At 72.0% G+C, this 14,382-nt stretch carries 13 protein-coding genes; 4 read left to right on the top strand and 9 right to left on the bottom strand.

From position 1 onward, the window contains the following. Nucleotides 1-19: 19 nt before the first annotated feature. Genes nirD through ACZ48Z_RS09490 form a run of 3 tightly spaced genes read right to left on the bottom strand, consistent with a single transcriptional unit; the run spans nucleotide 20 to nucleotide 4,193 of the window. Nucleotides 20-370, bottom strand: coding sequence for a nitrite reductase small subunit NirD (gene nirD, locus ACZ48Z_RS09500; RefSeq protein ID WP_389105499.1), 351 nt, complete (start codon nucleotides 368-370; stop codon nucleotides 20-22). Further along, on the bottom strand, nucleotides 367-2,970 hold the full coding sequence (gene nirB, locus ACZ48Z_RS09495) for a nitrite reductase large subunit NirB (protein WP_468735209.1): 2,604 nt from the start codon (nucleotides 2,968-2,970) through the stop codon (nucleotides 367-369). The genes nirD and nirB overlap by 4 nt, the downstream gene beginning before the upstream one ends. Further along, complete coding sequence (locus ACZ48Z_RS09490) at nucleotides 2,970-4,193, bottom strand: NAD(P)/FAD-dependent oxidoreductase (protein WP_468735208.1); 1,224 nt, start codon at nucleotides 4,191-4,193, stop codon at nucleotides 2,970-2,972. Before ACZ48Z_RS09490 ends, nirB begins: the two co-directional genes overlap by 1 nt. 327 nt (nucleotides 4,194-4,520) lie before the next feature. On the opposite strand from ACZ48Z_RS09490, the gene cpt reads away from it, so the two are divergent. Continuing rightward, nucleotides 4,521-5,066, top strand: coding sequence for a chloramphenicol phosphotransferase CPT (gene cpt, locus ACZ48Z_RS09485; RefSeq protein WP_468735207.1), 546 nt, complete (start codon nucleotides 4,521-4,523; stop codon nucleotides 5,064-5,066). Here cpt and ACZ48Z_RS09480 read toward each other — a convergent pair. Further along, nucleotides 5,050-5,664 (bottom strand): class F sortase, encoded by a 615-nt coding sequence (locus ACZ48Z_RS09480; protein WP_468735246.1) that lies wholly within the window; start codon nucleotides 5,662-5,664, stop codon nucleotides 5,050-5,052. The genes cpt and ACZ48Z_RS09480 overlap by 17 nt on opposite strands. Before the next feature lie 231 nt (nucleotides 5,665-5,895). Then, nucleotides 5,896-6,417 carry a hypothetical protein gene (locus ACZ48Z_RS09475; RefSeq protein ID WP_468735206.1) on the bottom strand — a complete coding sequence of 174 codons (522 nt, stop codon included), beginning with the start codon at nucleotides 6,415-6,417 and terminating at the stop codon, nucleotides 5,896-5,898. A gap of 278 nt (nucleotides 6,418-6,695) precedes the next feature. Between ACZ48Z_RS09475 and ACZ48Z_RS09470 the strand changes: the two genes are divergently transcribed. Beyond that, the gene (locus tag ACZ48Z_RS09470) at nucleotides 6,696-7,412 is read left to right on the top strand and encodes an NADPH-dependent FMN reductase (RefSeq protein WP_468735205.1); all 717 of its coding nucleotides are present in this window, start codon (nucleotides 6,696-6,698) and stop codon (nucleotides 7,410-7,412) included. Between the two features lie 54 nt (nucleotides 7,413-7,466). Here the strand turns inward: ACZ48Z_RS09470 and ACZ48Z_RS09465 are convergent, their stop codons facing one another. Further along, nucleotides 7,467-7,811 carry a hypothetical protein gene (locus ACZ48Z_RS09465; RefSeq protein ID WP_468735204.1) on the bottom strand — a complete coding sequence of 115 codons (345 nt, stop codon included), beginning with the start codon at nucleotides 7,809-7,811 and terminating at the stop codon, nucleotides 7,467-7,469. Nucleotides 7,812-7,888: 77 nt separating this feature from the next. Continuing rightward, nucleotides 7,889-9,547: a M4 family metallopeptidase gene (locus ACZ48Z_RS09460; RefSeq protein WP_468735203.1), complete on the bottom strand. Its 1,659-nt coding sequence runs from the start codon at nucleotides 9,545-9,547 to the stop codon at nucleotides 7,889-7,891. 130 nt (nucleotides 9,548-9,677) lie between these two features. Here ACZ48Z_RS09460 and ACZ48Z_RS09455 point away from each other — a divergent pair, with 130 nt between their 5' ends. After that, nucleotides 9,678-10,103, top strand: a complete 426-nt coding sequence (locus tag ACZ48Z_RS09455; protein WP_468735202.1) for a gamma-glutamylcyclotransferase family protein — start codon at nucleotides 9,678-9,680, stop codon at nucleotides 10,101-10,103. Between the two features lie 12 nt (nucleotides 10,104-10,115). On the opposite strand, the gene ACZ48Z_RS09450 is transcribed toward ACZ48Z_RS09455, so the two are convergent. After that, complete coding sequence (locus ACZ48Z_RS09450) at nucleotides 10,116-12,335, bottom strand: molybdopterin oxidoreductase family protein (protein ID WP_468735201.1); 2,220 nt, start codon at nucleotides 12,333-12,335, stop codon at nucleotides 10,116-10,118. Nucleotides 12,336-12,550: 215 nt separating this feature from the next. Continuing rightward, complete coding sequence (locus ACZ48Z_RS09445; protein WP_468735200.1) at nucleotides 12,551-13,237, bottom strand: SanA/YdcF family protein; 687 nt, start codon at nucleotides 13,235-13,237, stop codon at nucleotides 12,551-12,553. A gap of 212 nt (nucleotides 13,238-13,449) precedes the next feature. Here ACZ48Z_RS09445 and ACZ48Z_RS09440 point away from each other — a divergent pair, with 212 nt between their 5' ends. Then, nucleotides 13,450-14,313, top strand: a complete 864-nt coding sequence (locus tag ACZ48Z_RS09440) for a sirohydrochlorin chelatase (protein ID WP_468735199.1) — start codon at nucleotides 13,450-13,452, stop codon at nucleotides 14,311-14,313. Nucleotides 14,314-14,382: the final 69 nt, after the last annotated feature.

Here is a 14,382-nt window from a genome sequence, read left to right as displayed (position 1 = left end):
GAACGGTCAAGAAACCTTCCTATGCGGCCCGCACCTCGTACGTGGCCACCCGCACCGACTCGTCGTCCAGGCACTGCCCGGTCTCCAGGTCGAAGCGCTGCTTCAGCAGGGGAGAGGCGACGAACGGGCGGCCCTGGTGGGTGCCGGTCAGGCCGCGGGAGAGAACCGCCGCACCGCCGAACGGGTCGCGGTTGTCGATGGCGTACAGGGCGCCGGCGCGGTCGCGGAAGAGGGCGGCCTGACGGCCGTCGGGCAGCAGCGCCGCCACTCCACGGCCGGGGAGCAGCCGGGTCAGCTCGCAGACCGCGAACCAGTCGCCGTCCAGGTGGAGTTCGATCTTCAGGTCGGTCGTCTCGGGTGCCAGAGTCATCGCTGGGCGCTTCCTTCCAGGGGGCGGTGGCCGATGGTCAGCAGCGGCAGGTCGGGCTTGATCTGGTCGCGCTCGGGCACGAAGCCGACGACCGGGTCGGGGGTGTCCGGCGCGTTCACGAAGGACACGAACCGGGCCAGCTTCTCGGGGTCGTTGATGGTGGTCGCCCACTCGTCGGCGTAGTGCGCGACGTGGTCCGTCATCAGGGACTCCAGCTCCTCGCAGATGCCGAGGGAGTCCTCCACGACCACGTCACGGATGTGGTCCAGGCCGCCCGGGATGCGCTCCAGCCAGGTCGAGGTGCGCTCCAGGCGGTCGGCGGTGCGGATGTAGAACATCAGGAACCGGTCGATGAGCCTGATCAGTTCGGCGTCGGAAAGGTCCTGCGCGAGCAGGTCCGCGTGGCGCGGGGTGGCGCCGCCGTTGCCGCCCACGTACAGGTTCCAGCCGCTCGCGGTGGCGATGACGCCGAAGTCCTTCGACTGGGCCTCGGCGCACTCGCGGGCGCAGCCGGAGACCGCCGACTTGAGCTTGTGCGGCGACCTGAGCCCCCGGTAGCGCAGCTCCAGGTCGATCGCCATGCGGACCGAGTCCTGGACGCCGTAGCGGCACCAGGTCTGGCCGACGCAGGACTTCACCGTGCGCAGGGACTTGCCGTAGGCGTGGCCGGACTCGAAGCCCGCGTCGACCAACCGGGTCCAGATCAGCGGGAGTTGTTCGACGCGGGCGCCGAACATGTCGATCCGCTGGCCACCGGTGATCTTCGTGTAGAGGCCGAAGTCACGGGCGATCTCACCGATCACGATGAGGCCCTCGGGGGTGATCTCACCGCCGGGGATGCGCGGGACGACCGAGTACGAGCCGTTCTTCTGGAGGTTGGCGAGGAAGTGGTCGTTGGTCTCCTGGAGCGCCGCCTGCTCGCCGTCCAGGACGTAGCCGCTGGCGCCGATGGTCGGGGCCAGGGAGGCGATGATCGAGGCGACCGCCGGCTTGCAGATGTCGCAGCCGTCACCGCCCTTGGCGTCGTCGCGGCCGTAGCGGTCCAGGAGGTCCTGGTAGGTGTTGATGCGCAGGGCGAGGACGATCTCGTAGAGCTCCTCGCGGGTCTGCGCGAAGCAGCCGCACAGGCCCTTGTCGACCTCGACGCCGGACGCCTCCAGCTCGGCGGTGACCAGCTGGCCGAGGACCTTGACGCAACTGCCGCACGTCGTACCGGCCTTGGTGCACTTCTTCACCTCGGGCACGGTGGTGCAGTTGTGCTCGGTGACCGCGCCGCGGATCGTGCCCTTGCGGACGTTGTTGCAGGAGCAGATGATCGCGTCGTCCGGCAGCGCGGTCGGACCCAGCTGGACGGACTCGCCGGCTCCGGCGGGCAGCACCAGCGACTCGGGCGAGACCGGCGGGACGGACCCGGTGAACGCCTTCAGCGTGCCGTACGCCTCCGCGTCACCAACCAGGATGCCGCCGAGCAGCGTGCCGTCCCGGCCGATGACCAGCTTCTTGTACAGGCCCGAGCGGGAGTCGGAGTAGACGACGTCCAGGCAGTCCGCGGTCGCGCCGTGCGCGTCACCGAAGGAGGCGACGTCCACGCCGAGCAGCTTCAGCTTGGTCGACAGGTCGGCGCCCAGGAAGGCCGCCTCGTCGGAGGCGATGGTCGCCGCGGCCGTCTCGGCCTGCTCGTAACCGGGCGCGACCAGGCCGTACACCCGGCCGTCGGAGGCCAGCGCGCACTCGCCGATCGCGAACACGTGCGGGTCCGAGACCGTACGGCACTGCTCGTCGACCGCGATGCCGCCGCGCTCACCGACCGTGAGGCCGGACTCGCGGGCCAGCTGGTCGCGGGGGCGGACACCGGCGCTGAACACCACCAGGTCGGTGGCGAGTTCGGAACCGTCGGAGAGCTTCATCCCGGTGACGGCACCGGCCTCGTCGACCACGATCTCCTGCGTGCCCACACCCGTGTGGACGCTCAGGCCCATCTCCTCGATGGTGCGCAGCAGCGCCGCACCACCGCCGTCGTCGACCTGCACCGGCATCAGCCGCGGCGCGAACTCCACGATGTGCGAGGTGAGTCCGAGCCCCTTCAGTGCACCGGCCGCCTCAAGTCCGAGCAGACCGCCGCCGACCACGGCACCGGTGGTCCGGGTCTTCGCGTACTCCTCGATGGCGAGGAGGTCCTCGATGGTCCGGTAGACGAAGCAGCCCTCGGCGTCCTTGTTGGGGACCGGCGGCACGAACGGGTACGACCCGGTGGCGAGGACGAGGGTCTCGTACGCGAAGACCTGCCCGGACTTGGCGGTGACGGTCCTCGCCTCGCGGTCGATCGTCACGGCGGGGTCGCCGACGTACAGCTCGATGCCGTGCGTCTCGATGAACTCCAGGTCCGTCAGCGAGAGTTCCTCGGGTGTCCGGCCCGAGAAGTACGAGGTGAGCGCGACGCGGTCGTAGGCGGGACGCGGCTCCTCACAGAGCACGACCACGCGGTGCGTGGCGGTCAGGCCGCGCTCGGCGAGCGCCTCCAGGAAGCGCTGGCCGACCATGCCGTGGCCGACGAGCACGATCGTGGGGGTGGCCTCCGTGGCCTCCGGGGCGGTGGTCATCAGGAGCCTCCATCGTTGGTGAGCAGGTGGAGCAGCGGTCCGCCGTCGGAGGGGAGCGGCTCTGCTCCCTCCCAGGCGCGGGCGAGCGCGCCGACGGTGCCGAGTTCGCCGACGAGGACCCCGCCGACCAGGCGGTCGTCGCGGACGACGACCTTGCGGTAGGTGCCGCGGGTGGCGTCCGCGAGCTGGACGACGTCGTCGCCCGGGAGCGCTTCGGTCTCGCCGAACGCCGCCAGGTCGAAGGCGCTCTGTCCGGGAAGCGTGAGCCGGGTCAGTGAACGGGTGCCGGTGTAGCGGGCGCCCTGGTTTCCGGAGCCGACCGCCAGCAACTCGGCGAGCACGTCGGCCTGTTCGATGGCCGGGGTGGCGAGGCCGTAGACGGTGCCGTCGTGCTGGGCGCAGTCGCCGATGGCGTGGATGTACGGGTCGGACGTGCGCAGTTCGTCGTCCACGACGATGCCCTTGCGCACCTCCAGGCCCGCGGTCTGCGCGAGACCGACACGGGGGTGGACCCCGCAGGCCAGGACCACGATCTGGGCGTCGAGGGCGTATCCGTCGGCCATCTCGACCGAGCGGACCGCGCCGCCGACGCAGCGCACGTCACGCACCCGCAGGTCGGTGTGGACCTCGACGCCGAGGTCGCCGAGGTGGCGCCGGACGAGCTTGGAGGCGCTCGGGTCGAGCTGGCGCTCCATCAGCCGCTCGGACTGCTGGGCGAGGATCACCTGGGCGCCGCGCTGGGCGAGCGCGCGGGCCGCGGAGACCCCGAGGAGGCCGCCGCCGATCACGACCGCCTTCACTCCCGGCCGGACCGCCTCGGACAGGCCCAGGCAGTCGTCCATGGTGCGGAAGGCGTGGACCCCCTTCGGCAGCTCGTGATCGGCGGTGAACAGACCGCGCAGCGGCGGCAGCACCGGGTTCGAGCCGGTGGCGAGAACCAGCCGGTCGTATGCGATCTTCGAACCGTCCGCGCACTCGACGGTCCGTGCCCCCCGGTCGATGCCGGCGACCCGCGCACGGGTCAGCGCGGCCGGCGCCGGGAGGGCGATCACGTCCGGGGTGTACCGTCCCGCCAGCACCTCGGCGAGGAGGACCCGGTTGTACGGGCGGTGCTCCTCCTCACCGATGAGCGTCACGGGCGTGCCGAGCTCTCCGAGCCGCCGGGCGAGACGGACGCCCGCGAGCCCGGCGCCGATCACCACCACACGCGTATTCGAGGTCATGTCCAGGAGCGTGCGTTGCGGGTGTTACCCGACCGCATCACCTCTGTTTCCCGCGAGGAACGCTGCCCTCAGCAAGGGGCGGGAGCGGATGTGAGGGTTCGGAGCGGGCGGCCGGTGCCTGCTGTGAGGACGCGCCGGATGCGGGCGTCGGCGCCGGTGAGGGCGCACTGCATGGTCTACGACCCGTCCCGCGCCGGCTCTCGGCGGCATCTCCGTCACAGCCGCCGTGTGACGGGGCGCACGTCCCCCTGGTCCGGGGGCGGAACCCTCGGCACACCGCGATGAAAACCGGTTGGGCCCCTGACCCGGCTCCCCTACTGTGCCGTGGTGACGACTCAGGTGATCGTGCTCAACGGCGGCTCCAGCTCCGGCAAGTCGGCCCTCGCCCGCTCCCTCCAGGCCGTGCTGCCGGAGCCCTGGCTGACCTTCGGCATCGACGACTTCGTCGACTCCATGCCCCCGGCGCTCCAGGAGTCGGACACGGGCATCGAGGTCACGGCGGACGGCGGGGTGAGCGTCGGAGCGGACTTCATGCGGCTGGAGGCGGCCTGGACGGCCGGGATCGCCGCGACGGCCCGCGCGGGCGCCCGTGTCATCGTCGACGACGTCTTCCTCGGCGGTCCGCGCTCGCAGGAGCGCTGGCGCGGGGCCCTGGCCGGACTGGACGTCCTGTGGGTCGGCGTGCGCTGCGAGCCCGCGGTCGCCGCGGGCCGTGAGATCGCGCGGGGCGACCGGGCACGGGGGATGGCCGAGAAGCAGGCGGAGACCGTCCACCGGGACGTGCTCTACGACATCGAGGTCGACACCACCCGGACCGCGTCCAGGGACTGCGCACGGACCATCGCCGACACGGTCGTCAGCGGCTCCCCGTGAGGTGCGCGAACACCACCACGTTCCCCCGGTAACCGGTCGAGCGTGAATAGCCCCCGCCGCAGGTGATCACCCGCAGCTCGGGCCTCTTCGCGGCTCCGTACACCTTCTCGTCGGGGAAGTCCTTCGCGTCGTACACCTCGACCGCGTCCACCGTGAACACCGCGACGCCGCCGTCGCGCCGGTCCACCTCGATCGCGCTGCCCTTGCGCAGGGCGCCGAGGTCGTAGAAGACGGCGGGACCGTCGGCGTTGTCGACGTGCCCGGCGACGATCGCGGTGCCCGTCTCACCGGGAGTGGTGCCGGCCTCGTACCAGCCGGCGAGGTTCTCCCGCGCGGCCGGCGGCACATCCAGGCTGCCGCTGCGGGTGAGGGCCAGGCCCATCAGGGGCGCGTCCACGCGGATCGCGGGGATGCGGACCCGGTCGGGCGGGGAGGGCGGCAGGGCGGGCGCGGCGGCTCCCGAGCCATCGCGGCCGGGGGTGTCCGCTCCGGGGGAGTGGGCCTGGGCGGCGGACGGCTGCGGCGGGGCGTGCGTCTCGGCGCCGTTGTGGAGCAGCCACGCACCGCTGCACAGGGCCAGTACGGTGACGCCCGCTATGGCGGTGTTGCCGAATTTGCGGTTGCCGAAGCCGCGGTCACGGAGCCTGAGCTTGCCGAAGCCGCGGTCGCGGAACCTGAGCTTGCCGAACCCGCGCACAGAGCCTCTTCTCGCAGAAGTCGGGCGGCCCGGGGTCGGGCCGGTCTCCCACCCCCTCCGGGCCGCGAGGGGCGTCGGGCCCGGAGGGGAGGGGACATGCGGTACCGGCGGACGGACAGCGGAGGGTGTCCGTCAGATCCCGTCGCCTCTCGCCCGGCGATGCAGGAGCCAGGTACCGCCCGCGGCGGCGACGGCGAGAGCCGCCACGCCGGCCGCGGTCTGCACGGGATCGGGGCCAAGAGCGCCGCCGACCCCCGTCTTCACACTTCCCCTTGGGGGCACCGGCTGACGCTGCGAGGTCAGCGTCACCACCAGGTCACCGGCCACCTGCCGGCCGCCCTCCGCGCAGGTCGCGACGATCTCGTACGTCCCCGGCTGCGCGCTCGGCGGCACCCGGAACCGCCCGATCGCGTCACCCTCGTGCGTACTGGGCGCCAGCGTGAAGGCACCGGCGCCCACCGCGCCGGCGTCCCCCGTCGCCGTACCGCCGTCTCCGCACGCCGTCGTGTTCACGGTGACCTGCCCGCCCGGCACGACGGAGGACGGGAACACCTCCAGGCCGTTCGCGTCACCGGCGTGGGCGGGCACGCAGGCGAGACCCGCGGCGGCGACGGCGAGCGCGCTGCCGGTCAGCAGGCGGGCGGTGGTGCGCATGGTGCTCCTTCGACCTCTCGGGCGGTTTCCCTCTCCTGTCGAGGTAAGTGGCAGTGGGCCGAACCCGCTTCCTGAGGGCACGTCAGAAATGTGGTGAACGGGTGTCAGATCGATGCGCGGCCGAGTGTCGCGGCCGGAGTTTCAGCAGGTCATCGCCGTATGGCGGGGGTACCGCCGAGGAGAACCCGAAGAGCGCGGGGCGCGCGTGTGAACGGGTGACCCACGGACGGCGATCGGCACTTGACCTCAACTCAGGTCGAGGTAAGAGGCTGAGCCGCATGCAGACCGAGACAGCTCAGAAGACCGAAACAGCTCAGCAGACCGAGACAGCTGCGAGGACCGACACGGCCACGGCCCTGGCGACCGACACGGCCTCACCGACCGACACCGCAGCCCTCACCACGGGCGCCGCACCGAAGGCCGACGCCGACCCGCTCAACGTCACTCTCGTCATCGGCAGCAACCGCCACGGCCGCTTCGGTCCCGTCGTCGCCGACTGGCTCCTGGAGCACCTGCGCGAGCGCGACGACCTGGTCCCCACGGTCGTCGACGTGGCCGAGACCGACCTGCCCATGACCTTCGCCCCGACCCCGGAGGCGACCGCCGCGCTCTCCTCGGTGACCCCCGGCCTCGCGTCGGCGGACGCCTTCGTGATCCTCACCCCCGAGTACAACCACTCCTTCCCGGCCGGCCTGAAAAACCTCGTCGACTGGCACTTCACGGAGTGGCAGGCCAAGCCGGTGGCGCTCGTCTCGTACGGCGGTGTCTCGGGGGGCCTGCGTGCGGTGGAGCACCTCCGCCAGGTCTTCGCGGAACTCCACGCGGTGACGGTCAGGGACACGGTGAGCTTCCACAACGCGGGAGGCTCCTTCGCCGACGGCCGTCTGAAGGACCCGTCGGGCCCGGACGCGGCGGCGAAGACGATGCTGGACCAACTGGTGTGGTGGGGAAGGACCCTGAGGGAGGGACGCGCGGTCAGGCCGTACGGCGGGTGAGGTGCCCGTGCCTCGGGGGCGCCGCCGGACAGAGGCTGCCCCCGACCCGGTGTGTCAGCCGCCCGAGCCGGAGAACCGATCCGCGAGCGCCCGATGCCGTGCGGCGGCCCGGCGGGCCTCGGTGGCGCCGACGGACGAGCCCGGCAGTCGGCTGAGACGCTCGATCTCGTCGGCGAAGCGCAGATGCTCGGAGCAGGCGTGCTCGCGGCAGGCCAGGCAGGTCACGTTGCCGGGCTGCGGCGAGGTCATGGCGTACGGCACCCGCACCCCGCACCCGGTGGCGACGACGCTCGGCAGGTCTCCGGCCAGGCCGAACGTGGACGCGAGCATGGTGCGGACGGCGGCCTCGCCGCGCACCACCTTCACCTCGACATGGATGTGCGGATCGCCCCCATCCATGGGCCCTCCTCGCTCCGGCCGGACGCGGCCGCCCCGGCATCCGAGGCGGCCGCACCACAACATCCCTGCCCGGCAGGTCAGTTCACGTTCACCGCGCTCCAGGCCGCCGCCACCGCGTTGTACTCCGTGCTGCCTGCACCGTAGAGGTCCTTCGCGGCGTTGAGGGTCGCCGTTCGCGCCCCCGCGTAGTTCGTCGAGGACGTCATGTAGACCGTCAGCGCCCGGTACCAGATGGCGCCCAGCTTGTCCCGGCCGATACCGGTGAGCGTGGAGCCGTTGGACGTGGGGGAGTTGTAGCTGACGCCGTTGACCGTCCTGGCACCGCTGCCCTCGGCCAGCAGGAACGCGAAGTGGTTCGCGACGCCCGAGGAGTAGTGGACGTCGAGGTTGCCCACCGAACTGCTCCAGGAGTCGGCGGAGTTGCCGTCCTTGGAGGGCTTGTCCATGTAGCGCAGGGCGTCGCGTCCGAAGCCGGAGCGGACGATCTTCTCGCCGATCAGGTAGTCGCCGGTGTCCGAGGAGTTGCCCGCGTAGAACTCCACCAGCGTGCCGAAGATGTCGGAGGTCGCCTCGTTGAGGCCACCGGACTCGCCCGAGTACGTCAGCGCCGCCGTCTTGGACGTCACGCCGTGCGACATCTCGTGGCCCGCCACGTCCAGCGACACCAGCGGACCGAGCTGCGTCCCGTCACCGTCGCCGTACGTCATGCAGAAGCAACTGTCGTCCCAGAAGGCGTTGTTGTAGGCGTTGCCGTAGTGGACGCGGTTGTAGGAGCCCTTGCCGTCACCGCCGATGCCGTTGCGGCCGTGGACGTTCTTGTAGTAGTCCCAGGTGACGTCGGTGCCGTACTGGGCGTCCACCGCGGCGGTGGAACGGTCCGAACTCGCCCCCGTTCCCCAGTGGTTGTCGGCGTCGGTGAAGAGGGTCGCGGGCGCCCGGCTGAAGCAGATGTTCAGGAAGCACAGGTCGGTCTTGTTGGCCGCGTCACCGGTGTACGTGTTTCCGCGCGTCGCGTCCTTCAGCTGGTACGTCGACCCCGACAGCGTCGTCTGCAGCGGAACCGTCCCGCCGTACAGCGACTTGCCGTCGCCCGCCGCCTGTTCGATGCTGTCCCACGCGTCGATCTGCGCGCCCGTCCGCGCGTCCGTGAGGACCGTGCGCGCCACCGGGTTGCCGAGCGAGTCCTGGGCCGCAGCGTTGGTCTGCCAGGCCAGTTTCGGCGCGCCGTGCAGGGCGTCGACGACCAGCTGCGGCTTGGCCGTCAGCTTCTTCAGCGTCTCGCCGAGGTTGGCCGCCCTGAGGGCGTTCGCGGCGAGGTCGGCCGCCTTCGGGGCGGAGAGGGCCGGGGTGACGCTCGGCAGGGATATCGCGCTTCTCGTCGCACGGGAGGAGCTGCGGTACGCCCCGTCCGGTGCCAGGTGGACCACGAAGTCCCCGCCGAGAACAGGGAGTTGACGGTAGGTACGGTCGTAGCGGACGTGCTGTGTGCCGTCGGCGTCGACGATCACGTCACGGACCTTCGTGCTCTGGGCGGAGGTGAGCCCCAGTGCCGCGGCCCGGTCGGTGAGGACCGACGCCGCGTTGTCGAGCGCGGTCGACCTGGTCGGTCTGTCGGCGGCGCCTGCGGTGGTGGGGGAGAGGGCGGCGGCAAGCAGGGTGGCGGCGGTGGCGGCCACTCCGGCGGTGGCGAGACGACGGGAACGGGCACCTCGGACGTACGGCCGTATCCGACTCATCGGTCTCCTCTGAAAGGCGCCAACGGGGCGCGTGGGGGTGGCGCGGACGTTGACGAAGATTTAAGAGGTCATGACAAGCCATGTCCATACCGCGTCACGTGCAGGTATGTGTGAGGAGAGAATCGTTTCTGTGACCCCCGCGAGACTCCCGTTCTTCGTCTACGGCACCCTCCGCCCCGGCGAGGCCAACCACGACCTGCTCCTGCGCGGCCGCATCCGCTCCGAACAGCCGGGCCGACTGACCGGCGCGCTGCTGTACGACGGCCCCGGCTACCCGTACGCCGTCGAGGAACCGGGCGGCGGACCGGTCCTCGGCGACCTCGTCACCGCCCGCCCCGAGGAGTACGACGAACTGCTCGCCGCCCTCGACGAGTTGGAGGAGTACGCGCCCGGCAACCCGCGCAACCTCTACGAACGGGTCACGCGTGAGGTGACCAGGACGGCCGACGGCACGGCTGTCCGCGCGTGGGTGTACGTGGCCGCGCCCACCGTCGCCGTCCGCCTGCGAGCGCGCGGCACGCTGATCGAGAGCGGCGACTGGCTGGCCCGCCGCTGAGCCGTACGGCGCCTACGGCGTGACCGTTTCCAGCCGTACCGCACACGCCTTGAACTCCGGCATCCGCGACGTCGGGTCCAGCGCCGGGTTGGTGAGGGTGTTGGCGCGGCCCTCGCCGTACCAGTGGAAGGGCATGAAGACGGTGTCCGGGCGGATGCCGAGCGTGATGCGGGCCGGTGCCACGGCCCGCCCGCGCCGCGACACGACGGCCACCGGGTCGCCCTCGGCCGCCCCGAGCCGTTCCGCGAGCCGCGGGTGCAGCTCGACGAACGGCCCCGGCGCGGCGGCGTTCAGCTCGTCCACGCGACGGGTCTGCGCACCCGACTGGTACTGCGCCACGACCCGGCCGGTCGTCAGCAGCACCGGGTACTCCTCGTCGGGCTCCTCCGCGATCGCCCGGTGCGACACGGGCACGAAGCGGGCCCGCCCGTCCGGGGTGGCGAAACGGTCGAGGAAGAGCCGGGGAGTTCCGGGATGGACGCCGCGCGGCCCGCGGCCGACGGCCTCGGTCCGGGCCTCGCTTTCGGTCTCGCCCCGGCCGCTGCTCCCGTCCCGGCTCTCGCCCGCGCCCCGGCCGTCGACGTCCCCCCGACCCTCGTCCCCGCTCCCCGCCCCGGCCCGCTCGTCCGGCGTCGGGCACGGCCAGAACACCCCGTTCTCCTCAGCCAGGCGGTGGTAGGTGATTCCGGAGTAGTCGGCCGGGCCGCCCGCGCTCGCCCGGCGCAGTTCCTCGAAGACCTCCTCGGGGTCGGTCGGGAAGCCCTTCTCCACACCGAGGCGGGCGGCGAGCTCGTGCATGACCTCCAGGTCGCTGCGGATGCCGTCCGGGGGAGTGATCGCCTGTCGGCGCAGCAGCACCCGCCCCTCCAGGTTGGTCGTCGTGCCGGTCTCCTCGGCCCACTGCGTCACCGGCAGGACCACGTCCGCGAGGGCCGCCGTCTCGGACAGCACGACGTCGCAGACGGCGAGGAAGTCGAGGGACGTGATCCGCTCCTCGATGTGCGCGGCGTGCGGTGCCGACACCACCGGGTTGGAGCCCATCAGCAGCAGCGACTTGATGTCGGTACCGAGCGCGTCGAGGAGCTCGTACGCACTGCGTCCGGGCCCCGGCAGCGAGTCGGGGTCCACGCCCCACACCTCGGCGACATGCGCCCGCGCCGCCGGATCGTCCAGCTTGCGGTAGCCGGGCAACTGGTCGGCCTTCTGGCCGTGTTCGCGCCCGCCCTGCCCGTTGCCCTGCCCGGTCAGACACCCGTACCCGGACAGCGGGCGCCCCGCCCGCCCGGTCGCCAGGCACAGGTTGATCCACGCGCTCACCGTGTCGGTGCCCTTGGACTGCTGCTCGGGCCCGCGCGCGGTGAGAACCATCGCGGCCTCGGGCTCGCAGAACAGCCGTACGGTCTCGCGGAGTTGGGGCACCGGAACGCCCGTGATCCGCTCGACGTACTCCGGCCAGTGGGCCATCGCGGCGGCTCGCGCGTCCTCCCAGCCGACCGTGCGCTCACGGACGTACTCCTCGTCGACGAGTCCGTCGGCGACGATCAGGTGCAGGAGCCCGAGCGCCAGCGCGAGGTCGGTTCCGGGGCGCGGCATCAGGTGCAGGTCGGCCTGCTCGGCGGTCTTGGTGCGGCGCGGGTCGACGACGATCAACGTGCCGCCGTTCTCCCGGAGTTCGGTGAAGAACCGCAGGGCAGGCGGCATGGTCTCGGCGAGGTTGGAACCGACGAGGATCACACAGCCCGACTTCGGGATGTCCTCCAGGGGGAACGGCAGCCCCCGGTCCAGGCCGAACGCCTTCATCCCGCCGGCCGCCGCGGACGACATGCAGAAGCGTCCGTTGTAGTCGATCTGGGAGGTGCCGAGCACCACGCGCGCGAACTTGCCGAGCGTGTACGCCTTCTCGTTCGTGAGGCCGCCCCCGCCGAAGACCCCGCACGCGTCCGGGCCATGCTCCGTGCGCGTGCGGGACAGCTCCCCGGCGATCCGGTCCAGTGCCTCGTCCCAGGTGGCGGGCACGAGTGTGCCCCCGGAGCGCACCAACGGGGAGGTCAGGCGCACCCGGGACGAGAGCACCGCGGGCGCGGTACGGCCCTTGGCGCACAGCGCGCCCCGGTTCACCGGGAAGTCCGCGCGCTCACTCACCTCGACGGTCCCGTCCGGAGCGGGGGTGAGGTTCATGCCGCACTGCAGGGCGCAGTACGGGCAGTGCGTGGGCGTCACGGAGTTCGGCATGCCTTTCAGCGTGCTTCGGCCGTGTTACGCCGGGGGCGGCTCCGTGTTACGCGGCCAACACGGCGACCTCCCCACCGGCGCCCGGTAACGGTGAGGCACGGGCCCGCCCAGCTGCTCAGCCCTGCTCAGCCCTGCTCGGTGCTGCTCGGTGCTGCTCGGTGCTGCTCAGCGCTGTTCAGCCCTGCTCAGCGCTGTTCAGCCCTGCTCGGCGCTGTTCAGCGCGCCGAGGCCAGGGCGGCGGCCACCCCCGCCTCCTTCGGCCCCAGGAACCGCGGAGCCGGCTGGAAGGCCGCGTCCAGGGCCGCCTTGCCCGCCGCGAAGATCTCCCGGGTCCCGCCGTAGTACCAGGTGGCGTCGTGCCTGGCGTCGACACCGATGCCGTACGACGTCACGCCCGCCGCCTCGCACAGCGCCACGGCCCGCCGGATGTGGAACCCCTGGCTGATGAGCACCGCTTTGTGCACACCGAAGATCTTCCTGGCGCGGACGCAGGAGTCCCAGGTGTCGAAGCCGGCGTAGTCGCTGACGATCCGCCCGTCCGGGACGCCGTGCCGCGTCAGGTAGGCGCGCATGGCGTCCGGCTCGTCGTAGTCCTTGCGGCTGTTGTCGCCGGTGACGAGTACGACCTCGATCCGGCCCGCCCGGTACAGCCTCGCCGCCGCGTCGAGCCGGTTGGCGAGATACGGCGAGGGCTCGCCGTCCCACAGTCCGGCGCCGAAGACGACCGCCACCTCGGTGCGCGGGGCGTCGGCCGCCGTACGCAGCCGGTCGCCCGTCGTGACGTACATCCAGGTGCTCGGCAGCAGGGCGAGCACGCAGCCCGCGACCACGGCCTGCACGAGCCGTCGCTGCCCGGTACGCGTGCGTGGCAGACGTGGCCTTCGCGCCTTCGGCAGTCGCATCGGACGGTCCCTCCCCGGTCGGCCCTCGACCCCGGAAGACGTACCGCAGGGCCGCGCGGTTCGCCTGTGACGACGTGACCGGGCTCACTTCGTGCAGTGAAGTCGCAGGTCACGCGACCTCACACACCACCTGCACCCCACGGTGAACCGCCGGAAAACACCCGTCATTCCCGCGCAACGGGAAGGCAACCTCCGCCCGTCACCATCGGTTCATGACGGCGACGAGTAAGGCGACGAGTCAATCGAAAGCTGCTCGCGATCACCTCGACAGTACGGCGCACATCATGAACCGGATCAGCAGCCAGCTCTCCAGTCAGCTGAGCCTCGTCCAGCTCGACGGCAGGCGCCGCCCCGAGCCGCCCGCGCTCGTGGTCGTGGCCCACGGCAGCCGCGACCCGCGCACCCTCGACACGGTCATGGAACTCCTGGACCAGGTCCGCGAGCAGCGCCCCGACGTGCCGGTGCACCTGGGCCACATCGAGCTGAACGAACCGTTGCTGCCGGACACGCTGGCGTCCCTGGGGACGGCGGAAGCGGTCCTGGTCCCGCTCCTCCTGTCCCGCGGCTACCACGTGAAGCGCGACATCCCGCAGATGGCGGCCGCCGCCGGCGCACGCACGCGTGTGGCGGCACCGCTGGGCCCGCACCCCCTCCTCGTGAAGACCCTGCACGCCCGCCTGGTGGAGGCCGGCTGGCCCACGGAGGCGGACGAGGAAACCCGCCGCACCAGCGCCGTGGTCCTGGCGGCGGCGGGCTCCCGCGACCCCGACTCGGCGGCGGACACCCGCCGCACGGCCCAACTCCTCTCGGACCGCCTGGGAGTCCCGGTCGTCCCGGCCTACGCCTCCGCGGCGACCCCCACGGTGGACACGGCGGTCCGCGCCCTGACCGCACGGGGCCGTCACCGGGTGGCGGTGGCCTCGTACTTCACGGCCCCGGGCCTGTTCGCGACCCAGTGCGCGGAGAAGGCACCCTGGATCGCCGCGGCCCCGCTGGGCACCCACCCCGCGATGGCCGACCTGATCCTCCACCGGTACAGCCAGTCCCTGGCGACCCGGGTGACCACAGCCGCGTAAGCCCTGCCCGGGCCCCCGGCGTCGCGGACCCCGGTGGTCCGGAACCCGGTGGTCCGGAACCCGGCGGAC

The organism is Streptomyces sp. NPDC031225 (assembly GCF_055570355.1).
The sequence above is the reverse complement of the archived record's forward strand: the minus strand, read 5'-3'. Positions and strand labels throughout refer to the sequence as shown.

Excerpts from the sequence above, each read along its gene's own strand:
- ACZ48Z_RS09445 (WP_468735200.1), bottom strand. The coding sequence starts at position 13,237 with ATGCGACTGCCGAAGGCGCGAAGGCCACGTCTGCCACGCACGCGTACC.
- nirB (WP_468735209.1), bottom strand. The coding sequence starts at position 2,970 with ATGACCACCGCCCCGGAGGCCACGGAGGCCACCCCCACGATCGTGCTC.
- ACZ48Z_RS09470 (WP_468735205.1), top strand. The coding sequence starts at position 6,696 with ATGCAGACCGAGACAGCTCAGAAGACCGAAACAGCTCAGCAGACCGAG.
- nirD (WP_389105499.1), bottom strand. The coding sequence starts at position 370 with ATGACTCTGGCACCCGAGACGACCGACCTGAAGATCGAACTCCACCTG.
- ACZ48Z_RS09465 (WP_468735204.1), bottom strand. The coding sequence starts at position 7,811 with ATGGATGGGGGCGATCCGCACATCCATGTCGAGGTGAAGGTGGTGCGC.
- ACZ48Z_RS09490 (WP_468735208.1), bottom strand. The coding sequence starts at position 4,193 with ATGACCTCGAATACGCGTGTGGTGGTGATCGGCGCCGGGCTCGCGGGC.
- ACZ48Z_RS09460 (WP_468735203.1), bottom strand. The coding sequence starts at position 9,547 with ATGAGTCGGATACGGCCGTACGTCCGAGGTGCCCGTTCCCGTCGTCTC.
- ACZ48Z_RS09440 (WP_468735199.1), top strand. The coding sequence starts at position 13,450 with ATGACGGCGACGAGTAAGGCGACGAGTCAATCGAAAGCTGCTCGCGAT.
- ACZ48Z_RS09475 (WP_468735206.1), bottom strand. The coding sequence starts at position 6,417 with ATGCGCACCACCGCCCGCCTGCTGACCGGCAGCGCGCTCGCCGTCGCC.
- ACZ48Z_RS09450 (WP_468735201.1), bottom strand. The coding sequence starts at position 12,335 with ATGCCGAACTCCGTGACGCCCACGCACTGCCCGTACTGCGCCCTGCAG.